At 64.0% G+C, this 18,977-nt stretch carries 19 protein-coding genes and 1 tRNA gene; 10 read left to right on the forward strand and 10 right to left on the reverse strand.

Annotated features, from left to right (window positions below; all coding sequences use genetic code 11):
- Positions 1-46: 46 nt before the first annotated feature.
- On the reverse strand, positions 47-1,207 hold the full coding sequence (locus AC5V87_RS03195; protein ID WP_495369983.1) for an acyl-CoA dehydrogenase family protein: 1,161 nt from the start codon (positions 1,205-1,207) through the stop codon (positions 47-49).
- 15 nt (positions 1,208-1,222) lie between these two features.
- A complete protein-coding gene (locus AC5V87_RS03200) occupies positions 1,223-2,287 on the reverse strand; it encodes an acyl-CoA dehydrogenase family protein (RefSeq protein ID WP_495369984.1) in 1,065 nt (354 codons plus the stop codon).
- 240 nt (positions 2,288-2,527) lie between these two features.
- On the opposite strand from AC5V87_RS03200, the gene AC5V87_RS03205 reads away from it, so the two are divergent.
- Positions 2,528-3,313, forward strand: a complete 786-nt coding sequence (locus AC5V87_RS03205) for an SDR family NAD(P)-dependent oxidoreductase (protein WP_456841393.1) — start codon at positions 2,528-2,530, stop codon at positions 3,311-3,313.
- A 161-nt stretch (positions 3,314-3,474) separates the two neighbouring features.
- Here the strand turns inward: AC5V87_RS03205 and AC5V87_RS03210 are convergent, their stop codons facing one another.
- Complete coding sequence (locus AC5V87_RS03210) at positions 3,475-3,747, reverse strand: GlsB/YeaQ/YmgE family stress response membrane protein (protein WP_220011679.1); 273 nt, start codon at positions 3,745-3,747, stop codon at positions 3,475-3,477.
- 39 nt (positions 3,748-3,786) lie between these two features.
- Complete coding sequence (locus AC5V87_RS03215; RefSeq protein WP_495369985.1) at positions 3,787-4,377, reverse strand: YidB family protein; 591 nt, start codon at positions 4,375-4,377, stop codon at positions 3,787-3,789.
- A gap of 167 nt (positions 4,378-4,544) precedes the next feature.
- Here AC5V87_RS03215 and AC5V87_RS03220 point away from each other — a divergent pair, with 167 nt between their 5' ends.
- Together AC5V87_RS03220 and AC5V87_RS03225 are read left to right on the forward strand one after the other, a co-directional pair.
- Entirely contained in the window at positions 4,545-5,552 is a 1,008-nt protein-coding gene (locus AC5V87_RS03220) for a 2-dehydropantoate 2-reductase (protein WP_495369986.1), read from the forward strand.
- 15 nt (positions 5,553-5,567) lie between these two features.
- Positions 5,568-5,783: a hypothetical protein gene (locus AC5V87_RS03225; protein ID WP_456841390.1), complete on the forward strand. Its 216-nt coding sequence runs from the start codon at positions 5,568-5,570 to the stop codon at positions 5,781-5,783.
- Positions 5,784-5,891: 108 nt separating this feature from the next.
- On the opposite strand, the gene AC5V87_RS03230 is transcribed toward AC5V87_RS03225, so the two are convergent.
- Positions 5,892-6,512, reverse strand: coding sequence for a hypothetical protein (locus tag AC5V87_RS03230; protein WP_495369987.1), 621 nt, complete (start codon positions 6,510-6,512; stop codon positions 5,892-5,894).
- A 243-nt stretch (positions 6,513-6,755) separates the two neighbouring features.
- Between AC5V87_RS03230 and AC5V87_RS03235 the strand changes: the two genes are divergently transcribed.
- Together AC5V87_RS03235 and AC5V87_RS03240 are read left to right on the forward strand one after the other, a co-directional pair.
- Complete coding sequence (locus AC5V87_RS03235) at positions 6,756-8,273, forward strand: AMP-binding protein (protein WP_495369988.1); 1,518 nt, start codon at positions 6,756-6,758, stop codon at positions 8,271-8,273.
- A 17-nt stretch (positions 8,274-8,290) separates the two neighbouring features.
- A complete protein-coding gene (locus AC5V87_RS03240; RefSeq protein WP_456841387.1) occupies positions 8,291-8,929 on the forward strand; it encodes an RraA family protein in 639 nt (212 codons plus the stop codon).
- A 338-nt stretch (positions 8,930-9,267) separates the two neighbouring features.
- Here AC5V87_RS03240 and AC5V87_RS03245 read toward each other — a convergent pair whose 3' ends face one another.
- Complete coding sequence (locus AC5V87_RS03245) at positions 9,268-9,489, reverse strand: hypothetical protein (protein ID WP_495369989.1); 222 nt, start codon at positions 9,487-9,489, stop codon at positions 9,268-9,270.
- A 297-nt stretch (positions 9,490-9,786) separates the two neighbouring features.
- Between AC5V87_RS03245 and AC5V87_RS03250 the strand changes: the two genes are divergently transcribed.
- Together AC5V87_RS03250 and AC5V87_RS03255 are read left to right on the forward strand one after the other, a co-directional pair.
- Positions 9,787-11,022 (forward strand): YcaO-like family protein, encoded by a 1,236-nt coding sequence (locus AC5V87_RS03250; protein WP_495369990.1) that lies wholly within the window; start codon positions 9,787-9,789, stop codon positions 11,020-11,022.
- Between the two features lie 93 nt (positions 11,023-11,115).
- On the forward strand, positions 11,116-13,155 hold the full coding sequence (locus AC5V87_RS03255; protein ID WP_495369991.1) for a BTAD domain-containing putative transcriptional regulator: 2,040 nt from the start codon (positions 11,116-11,118) through the stop codon (positions 13,153-13,155).
- 9 nt (positions 13,156-13,164) lie between these two features.
- Here AC5V87_RS03255 and AC5V87_RS03260 read toward each other — a convergent pair whose 3' ends face one another.
- Both AC5V87_RS03260 and AC5V87_RS03265 read right to left on the reverse strand, forming a co-directional pair.
- The gene (locus tag AC5V87_RS03260; RefSeq protein ID WP_495369992.1) at positions 13,165-13,668 is read right to left on the reverse strand and encodes a hypothetical protein; all 504 of its coding nucleotides are present in this window, start codon (positions 13,666-13,668) and stop codon (positions 13,165-13,167) included.
- A 79-nt stretch (positions 13,669-13,747) separates the two neighbouring features.
- Complete coding sequence (locus AC5V87_RS03265) at positions 13,748-14,164, reverse strand: hypothetical protein (protein WP_495369993.1); 417 nt, start codon at positions 14,162-14,164, stop codon at positions 13,748-13,750.
- A gap of 265 nt (positions 14,165-14,429) precedes the next feature.
- Here AC5V87_RS03265 and AC5V87_RS03270 point away from each other — a divergent pair, with 265 nt between their 5' ends.
- From AC5V87_RS03270 to AC5V87_RS03280, 3 genes are all read left to right on the forward strand, one after another.
- Complete coding sequence (locus AC5V87_RS03270) at positions 14,430-14,828, forward strand: hypothetical protein (protein WP_495369994.1); 399 nt, start codon at positions 14,430-14,432, stop codon at positions 14,826-14,828.
- Between the two features lie 229 nt (positions 14,829-15,057).
- Positions 15,058-15,134: transfer RNA gene (locus tag AC5V87_RS03275), tRNA-Arg, on the forward strand.
- A 323-nt stretch (positions 15,135-15,457) separates the two neighbouring features.
- Positions 15,458-16,597 carry an amidohydrolase/deacetylase family metallohydrolase gene (locus AC5V87_RS03280; protein WP_456841380.1) on the forward strand — a complete coding sequence of 380 codons (1,140 nt, stop codon included), beginning with the start codon at positions 15,458-15,460 and terminating at the stop codon, positions 16,595-16,597.
- A 123-nt stretch (positions 16,598-16,720) separates the two neighbouring features.
- Here AC5V87_RS03280 and AC5V87_RS03285 read toward each other — a convergent pair whose 3' ends face one another.
- Together AC5V87_RS03285 and AC5V87_RS03290 are read right to left on the reverse strand one after the other, a co-directional pair.
- On the reverse strand, positions 16,721-17,866 hold the full coding sequence (locus AC5V87_RS03285; RefSeq protein WP_495369995.1) for an acyl-CoA dehydrogenase family protein: 1,146 nt from the start codon (positions 17,864-17,866) through the stop codon (positions 16,721-16,723).
- Between the two features lie 132 nt (positions 17,867-17,998).
- Entirely contained in the window at positions 17,999-18,943 is a 945-nt protein-coding gene (locus AC5V87_RS03290) for an SDR family NAD(P)-dependent oxidoreductase (protein ID WP_456841379.1), read from the reverse strand.
- Between the last annotated feature and the right edge of the window lie 34 nt (positions 18,944-18,977).

Here is an 18,977-nt window from a genome sequence, read left to right on the forward strand (position 1 = left end):
CCATGGGAGCGCTGAACGAAATGCGGCGCCGGAGTTTCGATCCCATCTAGCGGAGTCCAAGGCCGCGGGCGATGATGCCGCGGAGCACCTCCGTGGTGCCGCCCTGGATGGTGAGTTTCGGCGCGGTCTTGATCGCGAAGTCGAGCTGCCGCTCCAGCGTCTCGCGATTGGTCGCGGTCTCCTCGACGAAGGCGGCGAGGTCGCGCACCCGGTGCGGAAGCTGCTGCTCCCACACCGTGCCGATGTCCTTGACGATGGAGGCCTCGACCACCGGCTCCTTGCCGGCCTCCAGCATGCCGGCCACCGCGACCGACATGCGCCGCATGGTGTGGAGCTGCGCAACGAGACGGCCGATGCCCTCGGCGCTGCGCGTGTCCGGATTGGGGCCGACCGCGCGGACCAGCTCGGTCAGCACGTAATAGGTTTCGAGAAAACGCTCCGGCCCCGAGCGCTCATAGGCGAGCTCGCTCGTGGCCTGCTTCCAGGCGCCGTCGACCTCGCCGAGGACATGGTCGTCGGGGATGAAGTGATCGGTGAAGACGACCTCGTTGAATTCGTATTGGCCGGTGATCTGGCCGATCGGGTTCACCTTGATGCCCGGCTGCTTCATCTTGACCAGGAACTGCGTCAGGCCGTGGCGGCGGTTTTCCTTGGTCGGCGGCGAGGTCCGGAAGATCGCGATCATGTAGTCGGCGATATGGGCCGACGAGGTCCAGATTTTTGTGCCGTTGATGAGATAGCCGCCGTCGGTCTTGGTCGCGCGCGTCCTCGCCGCGAACAGGTCCGAGCCGGAGTTCGGCTCGCTCATGCCAATGGCGAAGCAGATCTCGCCGCGGCAGATGCGCGGCAGGATCTCCATCTTGATGTGCTCGGGCGCGTATTTCAGCAGCACCGGCCCGCTCTGGCGGTCGGCGACGAAGAAGCGCCGCGTCGGCGCGTTGGCGACGCGCATCTCCTCGGTCACCACGTAACGTTCGAGGAAAGAGCGCTCCTGGCCGCCATATTTCTTCGGCCAAGTCATTCCCAGCCAGCCTTTGGCGCCGACCCGGCGGGAGAATTCCGGCGCATCGGTGTCTTCGCGATTGGGCTTGTGCGGATCGAAGGTGCCGGCGGCGATCTCTTCGGCAAGGAAGGCGCGCACTTCCTTGCGCAGTTGCTCGCACTTCTCGGGCAGGCGGATCGGATCGAAACGAAGGGCAGCGGTCATGTGTTCTCTCTCCGATCAGCGCGACGCCACGAGCGGCCACAATTCGTCGGCGCCCCTGACGGCAACCAGCTTGCCGAGCTCGACGGCCCAGTAGCTCTCCGAGCCGAAATCGTCGCGCCAGGCCAGCGCGCGCAGCGAATAGCGGTGCAGGATGTGCTCCATGGTGAAACCGATCGCGCCATGGACCTGATGCGCGATGCCGCCGCCTTTCTCTGCGGCTTCGGCGCAGCGTATCTTTGCCGAGGCGGCTTCGAGATAGACCTCGTCGTTAAAGGCCTTTGCATTCGCGATCGCGTCGGCCGCGGAGGTTGCCGCCGCGAGCGCCGCGGCGGATTCGCCGGCGAGGCGGGCGAGATTGTGCTGCACCGCCTGGAATTTCGAAATCTTCTTCTCAAAGGCGACGCGTTCGTTGGAATAGCGCACGGAGATGTCGAGCATCGATTCCAGCGCGCCTGCAATCTGCAGGCTGCGCGCGACGCCGCCCATCAGCATCAGATTGGTCTGGTCAGCGCCATCAGGCGCGGGCTTTATGGTGACCGGCTGAACCTTGTCGAGCGTCACGGTATCGCTGTGGTCGTAGCCGACATTGAGACCGGATTCGATCCGCGCCTTGCTCGCATCGATCAGCGCGATGGAAACGCCGTCCTTGCCATGCGCCAGCACCGCAAAATGCTTCGCCGCCTTGGCGAACGGCACGCCACGGCAGCGGCCGGAGAGTGCGCCGTCGGCATCGATCGCGATGCGATCCTTTGGGCTTGCCGGCAGCACCGTCATCTCGCCGCCGGGCGAAGTGATCTTGGCCTGCGCTAGCAGCCAGCCTGCCAGCATGGTTTCGGCCAGCGGAACCGCGACTGCGAAACGGCCGGCGGCGTTCAGCAAGGCAAAACCGTCGGCAAGGCTCGCGCCGGAGCCGCCGAGATCGTCGGGGACCCAGGACAGTGGCAGGCCGGCTTCGCTCAGCGCCTGCCACAGCGGCGCCTGCCACGAGTTCGTCTTGTCGTTGTTAATGGTTTGCGGATCGGCGAGATCGGCGAAGATCTTCTCCGCGGTCTCGACGACGATATTGTCACTCTCCGCCACAGCGTTCCCCGTGTTTTGCCATTGGCGCCTCCGGCTTGATGGGCCGGCGCACAGTGTCTTCTTGCGCCCGATGATCGGAAAAAGCCATGGCCCTGACAAGCGTTGATCGCAGGTCAACCTGCGGCGCGGGCATGGGCGACAAGTTAATTCCGCTTAGCGGAGTTTGCTCGATTTGCAGGCCGCGGCAAACTCGCTAAACAGGGCCAAGGCTTGCATCAGATACAGGGGAAGGAAATCCGGATGGCCAAGGACAGTTTGTGCGCAATCGTGACGGGGTCCGCATCCGGACTTGGCGCCGCGACCGCGGAAATTCTCGCACGCAGCGGTGCGCGGCTCGTCATCAACTATTCGTCGAGCCAGAAGGAAGCCGAGGCCACTGCGGATGTGTGCCGCAAGGCCGGTGCGGCGGAGGTGCTGGTCGCGCAGGGCGACGTCTCGAAGGACGAGGATTGCCGCAAGATCGCCGCGGCGGCCAGCGGCTGGGGTCGGCTCGACATCCTCGTCAACAATGCCGGCACCACCAAGCATGTCGCCCACGCCGATCTCGACGGCCTGTCGGCCGAAGATTTCCAGCGCCTCTACGGTGTCAATACCATCGGTCCGTTCCAGATGGTGCGCGCGGCGCGCAGCCTGCTCGAGGCCGGGTCGAAGGCGTCGGGACGGCCGTCGGCGGTGGTGAACGTGTCCTCTGTCGCCGGCATCAGCGGCGTCGGTTCGTCGATCGCCTATGCCGCGAGCAAGGGCGCGCTCAACACCATGACGCTGTCGTTGTCGCGCGCGCTGGCGCCGCTGATCCGCGTCAACACGGTCTGCCCCGGCTATATCGACACGCCCTGGTTTACCAAGGGCCGCGGCGAGGCTGGCGCCAAGCAGGTGCGCGACAGCGTGATCGCGAAGGTTCCGCTGAAGGTTGCCTCAAGCGCTGAAGACATCGCGCAGCTCGTCTGCTTCTTGGCGATGCCGGCCTCCAGCAACATGACCGGCGAGGTCGTACGCATGGATGCGGGGATGCATTTGATTACGTGATGGCTATCCCGCTCTCTCCACGTCAGGGCCGGGCTTGACCCGGCCATCCACGTGTCGCCGCGCCGACCGAAAGACGTGGATGCCCGGGTCGAGCCCCGGGCATGACGGCGAGGAGGCAGTTTGCTCTCTCTCTCTCTCTCTACTATTGGCGCCTTAGCGTGCTACCCCTTGATCACGCCGCTCGCGACCAGCCGGTGCCAGATGAACAGCACCACCACCGCGCCGACGGTGGCCATGATGAAGCCGGCGCCCTGGTCGGGGCTGTAGTGGCCGATGGCCTGGCCGACGAAGGTGGCGAGAAACGCACCGGCGATGCCGAGGATGGTGGTGAGGATGAAGCCGCTCGGGTTGTTCGGGCCTGGCGCCAGCCAGCGCGCGATGAGGCCGGCGACGAAGCCGACGATGATGATCCACAACAGGCCGCCGAAACTCATGACAGTGCTCCCCTTCCTGAATTCGCAGACCAGATTTGATTAGATTCTGCCCGATAGCTCGCTCTCCGTCGGCAGCCGCCCGTCCGGCGTCAGATGGTCGACCACCTGCGGCAGGTACTGGCTGAGCCCGGAGAGCAGCTCTTCCCGCGACAGGCCGCTCTGGGCAGACAGGCTCTCGATCTGGTCGGCGCCGAGCGCGCTCGCGAGATCGCCGGGCGCGATTGGCTTGTTCTCGCCCTTGCCGACCCAGGAATTCGCGGCCTCGCCCTGGCCGCTTTGCTGGAGCTGATTGAGGAGATCGCCGAGGCCGCCGCTGAGCACGGTGCCGGCGGCGCCGCCTGCGAGCAGGCCGCCGAGGCCGCCCTTGAGCAGGTCGCTGAGACCGCCGCTGCCGCCGGGAAGCGCGCTGCTGCCGGTATTCACCGGGGTTGGCGGCGGCAGCGGGGAGCGCTGCTGCGGGGCGGCCGCGGCGCCGGGCTGGCCTGCGGTCATGTGCTTGAAAGCCTTCCAGGCGAGCAGGCCGAGCAGCGCCATGGTCATCGGCGACATGCCGCCGGAGGATGGTTGCTCGCCCGTGCGCGATCCGTGCGGGCCGTTCTGCATGCCGTTGAGGACGTCGAGTAGACCCATGGTGCTCTCCTTTGGCGTCTCGGTCGGCGAGCGCTCGCCGCTGACAGCCCCCGGGGCGAAAACATATGGGGCTCTCATGACGGTTACAAGGCGAATGCATCGCAACCAATGGGCAGCCGGCGTTGGCTCTGTTATCGAAGGCGGGTCGTCAAGGGGAGCAAGCTCGAGTGGTTACGGATCGACTGATCGTGGTGGCTGGCGCGGGCGCCATCGGCTGTTTCGTCGGCGGCATGCTGGCCGCATCCGACCGCCGCGTCGCGCTGCTGGTGCGGCCGCGCGTGAAGTCCGAGATCGAGCGGTTCGGCCTGCGGCTGACCGATTTCGACGGCTCCGAGAAAAAGCTTGGTGCGGGCCAGCTTGCGCTGTCGGAAGACCCGGCCATCTTCCATAGTGCCGGCATCGTATTGGTGACGGTGAAGAGCGCCGACACCGCCGATGTCGCCGGCCAGATCGCCCGGCATGCGCCGCAGGACGCGGTGGTCGTCTCGCTTCAGAACGGCATCGGCAATGTCGCGCTGCTGCGCGAGCGTCTCGGCGGCCGGCGCGTGCTCGCCGGCATGGTGCCGTTCAACGTGATCGCGATGGGCGAGGGGCGTTTCCACCGTTCGACCTCCGGCGACATTCATATCGGAAAGGACGAGGCGAACACCGCCGCGGCGCTGTCGGTGCCCGGTCTTGCGATGCGCGCCAGCAGTGACATCAGCGGCGTGCAATGGGGCAAGCTGATCATCAATCTGAACAACGCGCTCAGCGCATTGTCCGACATGCCGCTCGCCGCGCAACTGGCCGACCGCAGCTGGCGGAGGCTGTTCGCCGACCAGATGGCCGAAGGCCTGGCCGCGCTGAAGGCCGCTGGCATCACGCCGGTGTCGGCAACGCCGATCCCGATGAGCTGGACGCCGACCTTGCTGAGACTGCCCGACCCGATCTTCAACGCGATTCTCGGACGTACGATGAAGATCGATCCCGAGGCGCGCTCCTCGATGTGGCAGGATCTGAAGCAGGGCCGCAAGACCGAGATCGACTATCTCCAGGGCGCGGTGATCGCGCTCGCGGAGCAGAACCATGTCGACGTGCCGCTGATGCGCCGCATTGTTGCGCTGATCAAGCAGGCGGAAGTCGCAGGTGACGGCCCGCCGCGGCTGACGCCGCAGCAGATCCGCGGGACGGCCTGAGGGAGGAGGTGCGCAATGAAGCGTTTTTCGATGGCCGGGCTTGCGCTCGCCGCGCTCTGCGGCGCGTCGACGCTTGCTGACGCGAGGCCACCGACGGTCGTGACCTCACCCGGCTATGACAGGCGGTTGCAGGAGAGCAGGTCGCAACTGGGTAGTTCACCGACCATAACGGTGCCTGCGACTGCGCCGATGGTCAAACACAAGCCGACCAAGAAGAAGCACACAAATTGACGCCACACGCTGCGCCGGGGTCCCGGATCGGCGCCCCGCTCCCGACCACGCTACGCGCTGTCGGGAGTTGCGCTTGTCCAGGACGACAGCGGAGTTTGTGGCTCCAGCTTACCCCTTCTTCGCCGGCTTGCTCGGCGTCGGATTGAACAGCTTCTTCAGCTCGTTCAAGCCTTCCGACAGGCGCGGCCATTCGCAGGAGAATGAGCCCTTGGTGCAGGGTGCGCCCTTTCGCTGGCCGACGGCCTGCTGCACCTTCGGCCGCTCGACCGGGACCGGCACGCGCTCGACGTCGGTGCGCAGCGCGACCTGCTGGAGTTGTTGAACCTGCTGTTCCTGCTGCTCGCGCTGCTGACGCGCGGTGGCCTGGGCCGCCTCATTGCTGCGGCGCTGCTTGGCAAGATAGGCGGTATAGGCTTCGTCGATCTTCTTCTGCTCTTCCGGCGTCGGATTGGGGCCCGCGATATCGAAGGTGCGGTCTTGGAGGAAATCGTAATAGGAGTAGCCGCCGCCCGGCTTGCGTCGGCCGGCGAATTTGGCGTTGCAGTCGGCGAGCTGGGCCGTCTTCTCGGTCTTGGTTGCGGCCTTCTCGGCGGCGTCGGCGCATTCTTCGAAATCAACCGGCGCGCGCTTCCACCACTGCGCTTGGGCATGCGACGACATCAGCAGAAAAAATCCTGCTGCGGCAACGAGAAGCGGCGCCGCATGACGCGATGCAACCACAATCGACATTCTACGAGAGCATTCCCTACACGACTCAACCCGAACTGAGTCGAGCCGGATTTTTGCCCCTTTATCGCCGGGTTGTCACCCATGGAACTCGGGAATTTCATGGCTGGAATGCTGACATTTTTTGCTTGACGTGGCCTCGAAGCTACAGCGCCCTGACGGCTCGCTGTTACAGTCCATGCCGCAAGGCGCCTTATGATGAGGCGACGCCAACAACAAGACGCCAAAAAGAAGTGGAAACGCCCGATGCTGCTGCCCCTGTCCGATGTGCCGCGCTGGTACGCCGAGCGCAAGCCGCAAGGGACGATCGCCGTCCGTCACGGGGAGGATACCCTAACATGGGACGAGCTCGAGCGCGGCGCCAACCGGCGCGCGCGGGCGTTCGCCGCGAAAGGCGTCAAGCCCGGCGACTTCGTCGCGATCGGATTGCCCAACGGCAACGCGTTCTTCGAGACGTCCTTCGCGGTGTGGAAGTGCGGGGCGACGCCGACCTCGTTGTCATGGCGGCTGCCGCGCGGCGAAGCCGCCGCCGTGCTCGACATTCTGAAGCCGGCGCTGGTGGTTGGCGGTGAAGCCGACTGGAATGCACCGAACCGTTTGCCTGCGGATTTCGTGCCGGCAGGCTTTTCGGACGAGCCGCTCACCCCGCCGGTGGCGCGCTACTGGAAAGCGATGACCTCAGGCGGCTCGACAGGCCGGCCGAAGGTGATCCTCGATCATCAACCGGCAGTCACCGACACGGCTGCAGCGCCGCCGCTCAACATTCCCATCGGCGTCTCGCTGCTCAATCCCGGTCCGCTCTACCACAATGCGCCGTTCATCGTGTCGCACTATGCGCTGTTCGTGGGCGGCAAGCTCACGGGCCTTACCAAGTTCGACGCCGAGGAGACGCTGAGTCAGATCGAACGCGAGCGCGTGCAATGGGTCAATTTCGTCCCGACCATGATGCACCGGATCTGGGCGCTGCCGGAGCATGTGCGCAATGCCTACGACCTGTCGAGCTTGCAGACCGTGTTTCACATGGCCGCACCCATGCCGCCCTGGCTGAAGGAGAACTGGATTTCCTGGCTCGGGCCCGAGCGGATATGGGAGCTTTATGGCGGCACCGAGCGGCAGGGCTCCTGCATCATATCAGGCACGGAATGGCTGACGCACAAGGGCTCGGTCGGCAAGATCGGCGAGATGGCAAAACTGCGTATCATCGGCGAGGACGGCAACGATGTCGCGCCGGGCGAGACCGGCGAGATCTACTTCCTCAACAATGACGGCAAGGACGCCACCTATCACTATCTCGGCGCCGAGCCGAAGCGCCGCGCTGACGGCTGGGAATCGCTCGGCGACATCGGCCGGCTGGATGCGGAAGGCTATCTTTATCTCGGCGACCGCCTCGCCGACATGGTGCTGCGTGGCGGCGCCAACATCTATCCGGCGGAGGTGGAGGCCGCGGTGTCTGAAGCGCCCGGCGTGCGCTCCTGCGTGGTGGTCGGCTTGCCAGATTCGGAATTGGGCCAGCGCGTGCACGCCATCATCGAGCCGGAGCCCAATGCCGATGGTCAGGCGATCGCCGACGGCATGGCGGACTTCTTGAAGGACCGGCTCAGCCGCTACAAGCACCCCGAGAGCTTCGAGATCGTCAGCGCGCCGCCGCGCGATGATTCAGGAAAGGTTCGCAGAACACTGTTGCGCGACGAGCGCGCGGCGTGGATGAAGGAAGGACGCGCCTTCCGGATCATGCCGGCGAAGGCGCGGGCGCACGCCGAGTAAAGGAAGGATTTCTGCACATGACCATCACCATTGCAGCGAACAGCGTTCCGAAGCCGTCCGCCGAGATCATCGCGGGCTTTCGCGGTGCGCCGACCTCGGTCATCTCGGACAATCTCGCCCGGCTGCCGGGCGCGGTGGGGCTGAAGCCTTATCATCGCGGTGGCAAGCTGGTGGGCACGGCCTTCACAGTGCGCACCCGCCCCGGCGACAATCTCGCCATCCACCGTGCGCTGGAGCTGGTCGGTCCCGGCGACGTCATCGTGGTCGACGGCGGTGGCGACGAGACGCGGGCGTTGATCGGCGAGATCATGAAGAACATCGCGCAGTGGCGCAAAGCCGAAGGCTACGTCATTGACGGCGCCATCCGCGATGTCGCGGCCTTCGCAGCCGATGACTTTCCCTGCTATGCCCGCGCGGTGATCCATCGCGGCCCTTACAAGAACGGCCCCGGCGAGATCAACGTGCCTGTCACGGTTGGCGGCAGCGTGATCTCGCCCGGCGACGTCGTTGTCGGCGACGAGGATGGCGTGGTGTCGTTTCCCGCCGCCGGCGCCGCCGCGCTGCTGGAAGCCGTGCGCGCCCAGGTCGCGCGCGAGGAGGAGACCATGAAGGCGATTCGCGAGGGCCGTTACCAGGGCGCTTACGGCAAGTCCTGATCTGGGGCGTAGGTCAAGGCAGTGGCTGAGCCGATCGCAAGTCGAATCGGTCATTGCAATTCTCGAATATGATTTCGCGACTTTTGTTTCGACCGAAGTTCTCTCATTCCTTTGATGCTGAGGTTATTTAAATGAGGAATTGCGCGATCGTCCTGCCGAGTGCTTCTGTGGGTCTCTGGAAACAACGACGTCAGATCGTGGGGGATGCGCGAGGTCATCAACGACCCTTGTCCGCGCTCGATCATCCCCTTCTGGATGTCGAGGGCACGGTAGGTCGCGTCAATTGCGGTCTCGAATTCGGCCAGGATTCCGTCGCCGGTCGATTTGAAGAATCGAACTCAGTACTCCTCGAGCTTCGGATCGAGCAGCTCACGTCGATGAGATTTGTCTAGAAAATAGGCCAATTCCGCGTCCAGGATCGTCAGCCGCGAATAGCCGACGACATCGACGGCGAGCACCGCGCCCCATCTGCGCTCGAGTGCCGGCAGATCCCCTCGCGTGCGGCGGCCTGGTGCCTCCGACATCGCAACGTGCGATTCTGTCAACGTTCTCAATTTCATGGTGCGCCTCCTGACGCGTGTTGCGACCAATCGTCCACATCGGATGCAGGCACCTTAAGCAGGCAGGCGTCATTGCAGCGTGACCTGTCACGAGAGACGGGGTGATCCGGGAAGCAGTCAGAATCGCCGTTCAGCGCGATTTTTCACGCTCGTTTGACCGACTCGCTTGTTTCGAGGGACCGAATTCGGGTTGTGGGCTGTGATGAGGACACGCGCACTTGCGCGGGTTGTTTGGCTTGCGTGCGTCTTAAGCTAGTATGCTGGTGCGAATGACCGAGAACTGGCCGGGATCGATCGATGAATCTCGCTGCCCTGGATTTGCGCTCACAATCTGACGCCAAGCTGCTGGACAGCATCGCTGGTCTCGCATCGGCCGAGCTCGTCGCGCTCACGGGGCGTCTGAGCCGCGCGTTCTCGATCGCATCGCCCTTTGCCCCGGGCTTTCACTGCATTGGCGGCGAGATCGTCATCGCGCCTGATCAGGCGGCGACGGCTCGCGCTGGGGCGCGGCTAAGCGTCACAGGAAATGGCGAGACGCAAGCGACAGCGCTGGTGTCATGTCTCGGTGAAGCAGCCGAGTATCTTTCCCAGTTCGAGCGGCCGGGGGACATCGCGGCAGCGGTCGCCGCGAGCGATCGAACGCGACTCGTCTCCGATGGCTGGGTTGGCCAGGCCGTGTCAGGCGCGAACCGGCCCATCGACTGCGTCAATGCGGTTGACGCTGCAACCGGAGAAGCCGGCCTATTGCCGGCCGATCTCTGCCTAAGGCGGCCACAAGAGCGAAGGGCGATCGACCCGGTCGTCGCATTGTCGTCAGGTGCAGCCGCGGGACCGAGCTTCGACGCCGCCGCGCTGCGCGCGGTTCTGGAGCTCTGTGAGCGTGACGCCGCCGCGATGTGGTGGCTGGGTGGCCACCGCCCGAAGGGCTTTGCGTTGGAGCATCCGGCTACCAAAGCCGCGGCTGAATTGATCGGGCGATTGCGCAACGGCGAGTCGACGCGGCGGACCATGTTGCTCGATATCACGACCGATATCGGCGTTCCCGTCGTTGCGGCCGTATCTTTGGGGCGCGACGGCCGGGACATGGCATGTGGACTGTCGTCAAGGCTGGCCGCGAGCGAGGCGGCAAGGGCTGCGGTGCTCGAGATGTGCCAGATGGAGTTGTCTGCACCGGTCGCAGCAGTCAAGCGGGCCGAGAGTGGCGATGCCGCACTCAATGAAGCGGATCGTCGCCATCTGCGTCGCGCAGCGTTCGCGGCAGAGGATTGCGCATTGCTTCAACCGCGGGCGATATCGCCGGACGTTGCGTGCCTGCCGACGGCGGCCGGCGGACTAAAGGGGCTGGTGAGCCATCTGCGGGATCGAGGTATTCGGCTCTTTCTTGTCGATCATACCCGGCACGATCTTGGCGTTGCCGTCGCAAGGGCCGTTTCGCCCGATCTGCAACCTTTTTCGGCAGCGGTTGCGACGAAGCGCTTTTCCCTTGCGCGCGAGAGTTCGGCTCTTGCCGGGCAGGAGATTCCACTATTTTAGAAGCCAAGATATCGCTGGACGCCGGTTGGTTGCGTTTCATAGGATTGGGTAAGTGTGGTTGACATGACTCCGGCAATTGGTGGAGCATCAGAGGTGGCAACGGGGATTCAGGAAGCGCTGGCGAGCGGTCAATTGGCCCTGCGCCTTCTTGGCGATTTCGCCGCCAAAGTCGACGAGCGTGAGATTTCACTCGCGACGCGCAAGGCCAAGGCGTTGACAGCCTATCTCGCTCTTTCAGACAACACGCAGGATACGCGCGAACGCTTGGTCGGCTTGTTGTGGAGTGAGAGCGACGAGGAACATGCGCGGGCTTCGTTGCGGCAGGTCGTCCATGACCTCAGGCTTGCCTTCGATAATGCTGGCTTTGAGGGATTCCGGGCTGACAAGCAAAACCTGTCGCTCTCCCGCGACCGGCGCCGTTGCGACGTCGACGAGGTGCTTGCGGCTGCAGCCCAAGGCACCGTGCATCCGCGACTGCTCGATACCCCGCGCATCACGGAAACTCTGCTGTCCGGTCTCGACAACCTCGATCCGGCCTTCCAGGTCTGGCTGCTGACCAAGCGCCAGCTGTTCCACGACAGATTGACGCTCGCGCTCGAGCGCTTGTTGCCCCGTGAGGGGGACTCTCGTGAAGCAACTGACGCGGCCTTGGCTCTGCTCAACCTCGATCCAACGCACGAAATCGCCTGCCAGCACCTCATTCGGACGCGCGCGGCGCGGGGCGACGTCGGCGGAGCCTTGAAGATCTATAAATCTCTCTGGGACCTTCTGGAGGCCGACTACGACATCGAGCCATCCAAGGAGACTCAAGAGCTGATCGTTCGCATCAAGCAGATGCCGGGACCGGGCGAGCAACAGCAGGCCCCGGTGATTGCCCGGAGCCTGCATGGCGTGTCGCAAACGCTCGCCCCCGCCCCGAAGCGGCTGCTCATATCCGTGTGCGCGTTCCAGGCGAGCGGCGTGCCTGAGGGCATGCGTCACCTCGTCGACGGATTTCGTCACGAGTTCGTCGCCTGCCTCGCGCGCTTTCGCGAATGGTCGGTGCGGACATTGCCGCCACTCTGGGAATCAGAGCCGAGAACCTGGTCGTCTCCGCCGGAATACATCGTCGAAGGCAGTACCTATGAGCTGAACGGCACGGTTCGGCTCGTCGTCACCCTGCGCGATGCGGCCAATTCAGTCTGCATCTGGAGCGAGCGCCATTCGATCACGCTGACGGAGTGGTTCGAAACGCAGGAGCGGATCGTCCGCCAGATCGCGATGGCGCTGAACATCCACGTCTCGGCCGAGCGGCTGCGTCGTCTTGCAGCCGGAGGCGAGATCACCCTGGAGATCCACGATCGATGGTTGCGCGGCCAAGCCCTGCTGCTGCAAATGGCCTCGAAGGACTGGCCGGCGGCCGCGGCCTTGATCGAGAGCCTGCTCGCCGATGCGCCGGATTTCTCTCCCGCCTTGAGCGGCCTCGTTCAGTACCGCAACATCGCGCATATCGCGCTTCCAGGACAATTTCGCGATCGTAGCAAGCATCCCGAGACGCTGCGAATAGCACAGCGTGCGATCCAGCTTGATCCGCTGGATTCGCGTGCGCAGCTGGCGCTCGCGTGGACCTACCAGCTGCTCGGCCGCATCGACGAATCGACGCTGCACGCAGCGCTTGCCGTCGATTTGAACGAAAACGATCCCTGGACCTTGATGGCGTCGGGCCAGATCTGTGCGTATTGCGGTGAATACGACCGCGCAGCGAAGCTCTCGGCCGCATCGCTCCGGATCACGCCGGTGCCCACGGCGCCGCAGATCGCCTATTCCGGCGCGATCAAGTTTCTGTGCTCCGACTATGCGGGATGTTGCGATGCCTCTCGCGAGGATCTCGGGATGTCGCCGGCCTTCATCGTATGGGAATGCGCGGCCAAGGCGCATCTCGGCCGCCTCGACGAGGCCAGAGCGGATCTGGAGAAGGCGATGGAGCGGGTTGCCGCAGATTGGCACGGCCAGCAGAAACCAACGCGCGAGAACATCACGCGCTGGCTGTTGCACGTTTTTCCGATCGCGATCCGTGCAGACTGGGAACGCCTGGCCTCCGGTCTTGCCGCGGCCGGCGCTCCCGTCGAGGGTATCGAGTTCGGACCGTGGTGAGCGCAGTCCTCAGCCGCAGGTATTGATCGTGTATTCGCCGACCCGCTCGGCGTGAAGCTTTGCCTTCTGGCTCGGGCTGCTGGTTTGTTCAGGCAGCGGCGGCCTGCCCTCGATGCGGTCGTAGAATCCCGGCAATGGATAGGGCACGCCTGAACGCAGCAGCCGGATTTCGGACTCCGCGATCCTGTCGCGGTGTGGCAGCTTCACGTAGTGCGTATCTGGCTCAACGTCGATCATCTCGAACTTCAGGGCTTCGTTGCCCGTGACCTCGGCATTTTGCTCGCCGTCGTCGAAGAACAGCTGAACGCCGGCGGCCTGGGCCTGTGCGACGAATTCGCGGAAGCTCGTCGGCCTGGGAAACTCGCCCTTGGGATCGACGTCGACGGGAAAGGGATCCTTGTCAGTGATCACATGCCGGACGTAGTTCTTGCCCGTGGACCAGGTTTTGACCAGCTTGCCCCAATTCTCGTGATTGCCTGGAATGTTTCTGACGTTGATTCTCGGATAGGCCATCGCTTCTCTCCTTTCACGCTACGTGGTTGTCATGCTGGGGTGACGCGTTGTCTGTCGTTGAGAAACCGCCGAATGGTGGTCAGGCTGATCCTTCGTTCGGGGCCCTCGATACCGCCAGGAATGCGAAGATGTTGGCGCGGCCGCTCCCGCTCTTGCCGATCGCTGCCGCCGACAAGGACGCGGATTCGCTCTCTAGCCCGCCTGCGGGATTGTCTGGCAGCAGCCGATCTGACTGGGGATTTGGCTTCGCTTTGTTCTCGTCCGGATTGAACCTGATTAGATGCGCGAGCCTTTTCATCAGGCTCTCGGCTCGTGCCCATTGATCGGGATCCGACGGGTCAAATCGGACGCCGTCAAGCGTGAAGCGCTGTTCGTCGGCAGGCGTCGAGATGAAGTGGCAGAAGCCGCAGGGGTCTTCTCCCAAGTCCCTCGAGCGTGGCTGAAAATGAGCGGTCCTGCGAAATTGCGTAGAAGAAATGGTCCCATGTGATGCCATGGCGTCCTCGCATCTACCTCGCCGATCTTTAAGGATATCTCCCGTTATTTCACCGTGAAATGATCTTTCGTCATCGCGATGAGGCCCTTCACGATGCTCTCACACGCAAGGCCTACTCCGGCCAACGGGATGCAACCAGCACCAAGAGGCAACGGTGGGCTACCTAGAGCTAGATATTTCGGCACCGGGACATCGCCCCGACAGTTTACCCGCCAGCCCCTGCAATCTCTCTCAATGCCAGTCAATCAGCAGCCGGGGCAACGGAATGGCCGACTTCACAATCCGAATGAAGAACGAACTTCGTTTCTCAACCTGCGACGCTCCGCACGTTCCGACAAGTAAAACTCACGAGGAGATCATCCTTGTCGAGCTGCGCGGGGACTTTCTGATGATCACCGCGCTTGGCGCGGACGGTAGTCTCGGAAGCCGCGTCTATGCGCAGCGCACGATCGATCTGCCGGAGACCTCCCTCTTCATGATCCTCCCTAAACTGCCGTCCCACATTCGGGACGGCGCTTTTTTTCCAGCGCTCGGCACCATCGCAATATTGCAGCCGCCTCCAGGAAAACAGCGCCGGCTGCGCGCGGTCGGCAGGGACAACAACAGCGGCCAATGTCACGGCTGGATTTTTGACGCAATCGAGGATGCGTCAAGCTCAAATTGACCGCACCGGGCAAGTCCGGGCGCCAGCTGGGCGGGGTGCGGTGATCGGTCGCCGCCAGGAAGCGGCAGCTTCAGCGAGATGCCCCGCAGGGCCGGCGTCCGGTTCCCGGCCTCGCCGCCGCAAGCGTTCGCTTGATGTGCGGCTGCTCTTTCATTAGAGAATGGCGATGTGAAGCGGCGAATTCGGAGCAGGATCCGACGTTCGAAGAATTCGCCAACAACTTCAACGCGGTCCCGTAGCTCAGCCGGATAGAGCGGCGGTTTCCTAAACCGTAGGTCGGAAGTTCGAGTCTTCCCGGGATCGCCATTCTCGCTTAATCGCTGACGCGGTCGTCTGCCGGCGGGCGCGATCGGGTTGCTCTCGCGTCCACGAACCGTGCAAAGCGCTTGCGGCTCCGGTGTCACGCCGACATGGCGGCGAAAGCGCGGCGCAAGGTAGCCGGCACCAATGTTTGCACATGCCAGCGGGAGATGGCGTTTCTAGACCAATCTCTCGTATCGCCATTTTGGTATGGGACATCGTCCCCGTTTGCCAAAGGACTCCGGCGTAGAAATTGCTAGAAGTGGCAGGCTTCCCCTCTTTCGGCTGACGGATGGTCAGCCGCTTCACAGCTACATCCGGAGACCAGAATGCCTTTCGACCTGATCCTGCGCGGTGGGCGGGTGATTGACCCGTCCCAGAAGCTCGACGCCGTGACGGATGTCGCATTTTCGGGCGGCAAGGTCGCCGCGATCGGCACTGGGCTCAAGGCGGACCCGGGCACCCAGGTGCGCGACGTCTCGCAGTTCATCGTCACGCCGGGGCTGATCGATCTGCATACGCACGTCTATTGGGGCGGCACCTCGCTCGGCATCGATGCCGAGGATTTCTGCCGCCTCTCGGGCGTCACCACGGCGGTGGACACCGGCAGCGCCGGTCCCGGCAATTTCGCCGGCTTCCGCAAGCATGTCATCGAGCCGAGCCAGGTCCGCATCCTCGCCTATCTGCACGTCTCGCATGCCGGCATCTTCGGTTTCTCGCACCGGATCATGGTCGGCGAGAGCGAGGAGCTGCGGCTGATGAATCCGGTCGAGGCGGCTAAGGTGGCCGATGCCAACCGCGATCTCATCGTCGGCATCAAGGTCCGCGTCGGCCTGCATTCCTCCGGCACGTCAGGCGCGGTGCCGCTCGACATCGCGCTCGAGGTCGCCAACGAGGTCGGCATGCCGCTGATGGCGCATATCGACCATCCGCCGCCGAGCTATGAGGACGTGCTGGCGCGCCTGCGTCCCGGCGACGTTCTCACCCATGCGTTCCGCCCATTCCCCAACACGCCGGCGACGGCGCAGGGTACGGTAAAAAGAGCGGTGCTGGACGCGCGGGAGCGCGGCGTGCTGTTTGACATCGGCCACGGCAAGGGCTCGTTCGCGTTCAAGACCGCGCGCGCCATGCTCGCCAACAGCTTCTATCCGGACACGATCTCCTCAGACATCCATCAGCTCTGCATCGACGGCCCGGCCTTCGACCAGGTCACGACCATGTCGAAATTCCTGTGCATGGGCATGGAGCTGTCCGAAGTGGTCGCGGCCTCGACGGTGAATGCGGCGATGGCGCTGCGCCGGCCCGAGCTCGGCAGCCTCAAGCCCGGCAGCGTCGGCGACGCCACGCTTGTTACGGTCAAGCACGGCCAGTTCGACTACGAGGACGTCGTCGGCGAGCACCTGATCGGCGACCGCAAAATCGTCTCCGAAGGCGTCGTCATCGGCGGCCGCTGGTGGCATCCGAACTGAGCGGATCAGGTTTGCTCGTGGTAGGACCTCGTCGGCTATTGCGCTGCGGAGACTCTTCTGAGCTGCTCCGCCGTCTGGGCGTCAAGTTCCTTTCGGAAGAGCCTGAGCAATTGTCGTTGCAGACTACAACGACCTCGCGATCAGCAGCTTCATGATCTCGTTGGTGCCGCCATAGATCTTCTGGATGCGGGAATCGATGAAAATGCGCGAGATCGGGTATTCCTGCATGTAGCCGTAGCCGCCGAACAGCTGGAGGCATTCGTCCGCGGTCTGCACCTGCTTGTCCGAGCACCAGTATTTCGCCATCGACGCCGTGACGGTGTCGAGGTCCTTTGCGATCAGCCGCTCGATGCACCAATCGACAAAGACGCGCGCGATCATCGCCTCGGTCTTGCGCTCGGCGAGCCTGAAGGCGGTGTTCTGGAAGTCCATCAACGGCTTGCCGAATGCCTTCCGCTCCTTGGTGTATTCGATGGTGAGTTTGACCGCCCGCTCCATCGAGGCGACGGCGCCGACCGCAAGCGCAAGGCGCTCCTGCGGCAATTGCTGCATCAGCTGGACAAAGCCCTGACCTTCCTCCTTGCCGAGCAGGTTCTCCGGCGGCACGGTGACGTTATCGAAGAATAGCTCCGAGGTGTCGGAGGCGTGCAGGCCGATCTTGTCGAGGTTGCGCCCGCGCTTGTAGCCGTCAGCGCCCGCGGTCTCGACCACGATCAGCGAAATGCCCTTGGCGCCGGGCTCGCCGGTGCGCGCGACCACGATGACGAGATCGGCGGCCTGGCCGTTCGTGATGAAGGTCTTCTGGCCGTTGATGACGTAGGAATTGCCCTGCTTCCTCGCGGTGGTCTTGACGCTCTGCAGGTCCGACCCGGTGCCGGGCTCGGTCATGGCGATGGCCCCGACCATCTCGCCCGAGGCCATTTTCGGCAGCCAGCGCTTCTTCTGCTCCTCCGAGCCGTAGTTGAGGATGTAATGCGCCACGATAGCGCTGTGCACGGAGACGCCGGTCGTCAGCTCCGGCACCGTGCTTTCGAGATCGTCGAGCACGGCGGCGTCATAGGCGAAGGTCGCGCCCAGCCCGCCATATTCCTCCGGCACGCTCGCCAGCAGCGCGCCCATCTCGCCGAGACCGCGCCAGGCGAACCGATCGACCATCTTCTGCTCGCGCCATTTCTCGGCATGCGGGGCCAGGTCCTTGGCGAGATACTTCCGGAACTGGTCGCGGAAGACGTCGAGCTCTTCGGTCATCCAGGAGGAGCGGTAGGACATGATGGCCTCGGTCGTTGACGGCGATATGCACTCAGCCGTGCCACAAGGCTAGGCGCGGGCGCAAGCCCGCCGCCTTGCTACGCCTGCCGGAGCCGCCAATGATTGTGTCTTGAGGCTGCGCCGGCCGATGCGCTATCCCGCCTGCGCGGTTTTGCCGCCGTCGACGACGAACTGGCCGCCCGTCGTGTAGGGATGATCGTCCGAGGCGAGCACGAGGGCGAAGGCCGCGATCTCTTCCGCGGTCGCTACGCGCTGCATCCCCGGCACGTGGTTCTTGGCCCATTGCGCGAGGGCGACGTGCCAGGCTGCATCGGGCAGATTTTCCATGCCGGCGAGCCGGCGGATGAACGGCGTATCCGTGGTGCCGGGGATCAGCGTATTGATGCGGATGCCGTACTGGGCATATTCGAGGGCCGCGGCCTGGACCATCCCGACGAGCCCGCGTTTGGCCGCGGAATAGGCCGAGCGCTTTGCCGTCGTGGCGATGGCGTTAGATGACGATGTGACGACGATCGATCCACCCTTCTGTAGCATGTGCGGAATCTGGTACTTCATCGACAGGAACACGCCGCGCAGGTCGGTATTGATCACGTCGTCGAATTCGGCCGCACTGTACTGATGCAGCGGCTTTTCGATGGAAATTCCGGCATTGTTGAAAGCGACATCGAGGCGGCCATGAAGATCGATCGTCTTGTCGACCAATGCCTTGACCTCGGCCTCGTTGCGGACGTCGGCCCGAACGAACGCGGCGTCGCCGCCGCCAGCCTTGATCGCGTCCTCCACCTTCGTCCCGCGCTCGACATTGCGTCCGCAGAACACGACCTTGCCGCCTTCGGCGGCGAACATCAGCGCGGCGGCGCGGCCGATGCCGGAGGTGCCGCCGGTCACGATGATGACCTTGTCGGTGAAACGCTGGCGGCCGCTCGGCTTCTGCTGCGGCAGCGCCGCGCCTTGGCCGAGCGCGATGCCGCCGGCAAGGCCGCCGACCGCGCTTGCGAGCATTCCGAGAACGGCGCCGCCGACCAGATGGCGCCGTTTCACCGGCGAGCTCGCGGTGCTAGGCTGCATTTCGGTCATTTCGAACTCCCGACGGATCAATCTAAACAGTGTC

The organism is Bradyrhizobium sp. SOJA106 (assembly GCF_059448745.1).

What these genes read in the sequence shown, in the direction of transcription:
- AC5V87_RS03230 (WP_495369987.1), bottom strand. Translation starts at nt 6,512, where the DNA reads ATGTCGATTGTGGTTGCATCGCGTCATGCGGCGCCGCTTCTCGTTGCC.
- AC5V87_RS03235 (WP_495369988.1), top strand. Translation starts at nt 6,756, where the DNA reads ATGCTGCTGCCCCTGTCCGATGTGCCGCGCTGGTACGCCGAGCGCAAG.
- AC5V87_RS03245 (WP_495369989.1), bottom strand. Translation starts at nt 9,489, where the DNA reads ATGAAATTGAGAACGTTGACAGAATCGCACGTTGCGATGTCGGAGGCA.
- AC5V87_RS03280 (WP_456841380.1), top strand. Translation starts at nt 15,458, where the DNA reads ATGCCTTTCGACCTGATCCTGCGCGGTGGGCGGGTGATTGACCCGTCC.
- AC5V87_RS03260 (WP_495369992.1), bottom strand. Translation starts at nt 13,668, where the DNA reads ATGGCCTATCCGAGAATCAACGTCAGAAACATTCCAGGCAATCACGAG.
- AC5V87_RS03265 (WP_495369993.1), bottom strand. Translation starts at nt 14,164, where the DNA reads ATGGCATCACATGGGACCATTTCTTCTACGCAATTTCGCAGGACCGCT.
- AC5V87_RS03270 (WP_495369994.1), top strand. Translation starts at nt 14,430, where the DNA reads ATGGCCGACTTCACAATCCGAATGAAGAACGAACTTCGTTTCTCAACC.
- AC5V87_RS03195 (WP_495369983.1), bottom strand. Translation starts at nt 1,207, where the DNA reads ATGACCGCTGCCCTTCGTTTCGATCCGATCCGCCTGCCCGAGAAGTGC.
- AC5V87_RS03205 (WP_456841393.1), top strand. Translation starts at nt 2,528, where the DNA reads ATGGCCAAGGACAGTTTGTGCGCAATCGTGACGGGGTCCGCATCCGGA.
- AC5V87_RS03225 (WP_456841390.1), top strand. Translation starts at nt 5,568, where the DNA reads ATGAAGCGTTTTTCGATGGCCGGGCTTGCGCTCGCCGCGCTCTGCGGC.
- AC5V87_RS03285 (WP_495369995.1), bottom strand. Translation starts at nt 17,866, where the DNA reads ATGTCCTACCGCTCCTCCTGGATGACCGAAGAGCTCGACGTCTTCCGC.
- AC5V87_RS03215 (WP_495369985.1), bottom strand. Translation starts at nt 4,377, where the DNA reads ATGGGTCTACTCGACGTCCTCAACGGCATGCAGAACGGCCCGCACGGA.
- AC5V87_RS03250 (WP_495369990.1), top strand. Translation starts at nt 9,787, where the DNA reads ATGAATCTCGCTGCCCTGGATTTGCGCTCACAATCTGACGCCAAGCTG.
- AC5V87_RS03210 (WP_220011679.1), bottom strand. Translation starts at nt 3,747, where the DNA reads ATGAGTTTCGGCGGCCTGTTGTGGATCATCATCGTCGGCTTCGTCGCC.
- AC5V87_RS03290 (WP_456841379.1), bottom strand. Translation starts at nt 18,943, where the DNA reads ATGACCGAAATGCAGCCTAGCACCGCGAGCTCGCCGGTGAAACGGCGC.
- AC5V87_RS03240 (WP_456841387.1), top strand. Translation starts at nt 8,291, where the DNA reads ATGACCATCACCATTGCAGCGAACAGCGTTCCGAAGCCGTCCGCCGAG.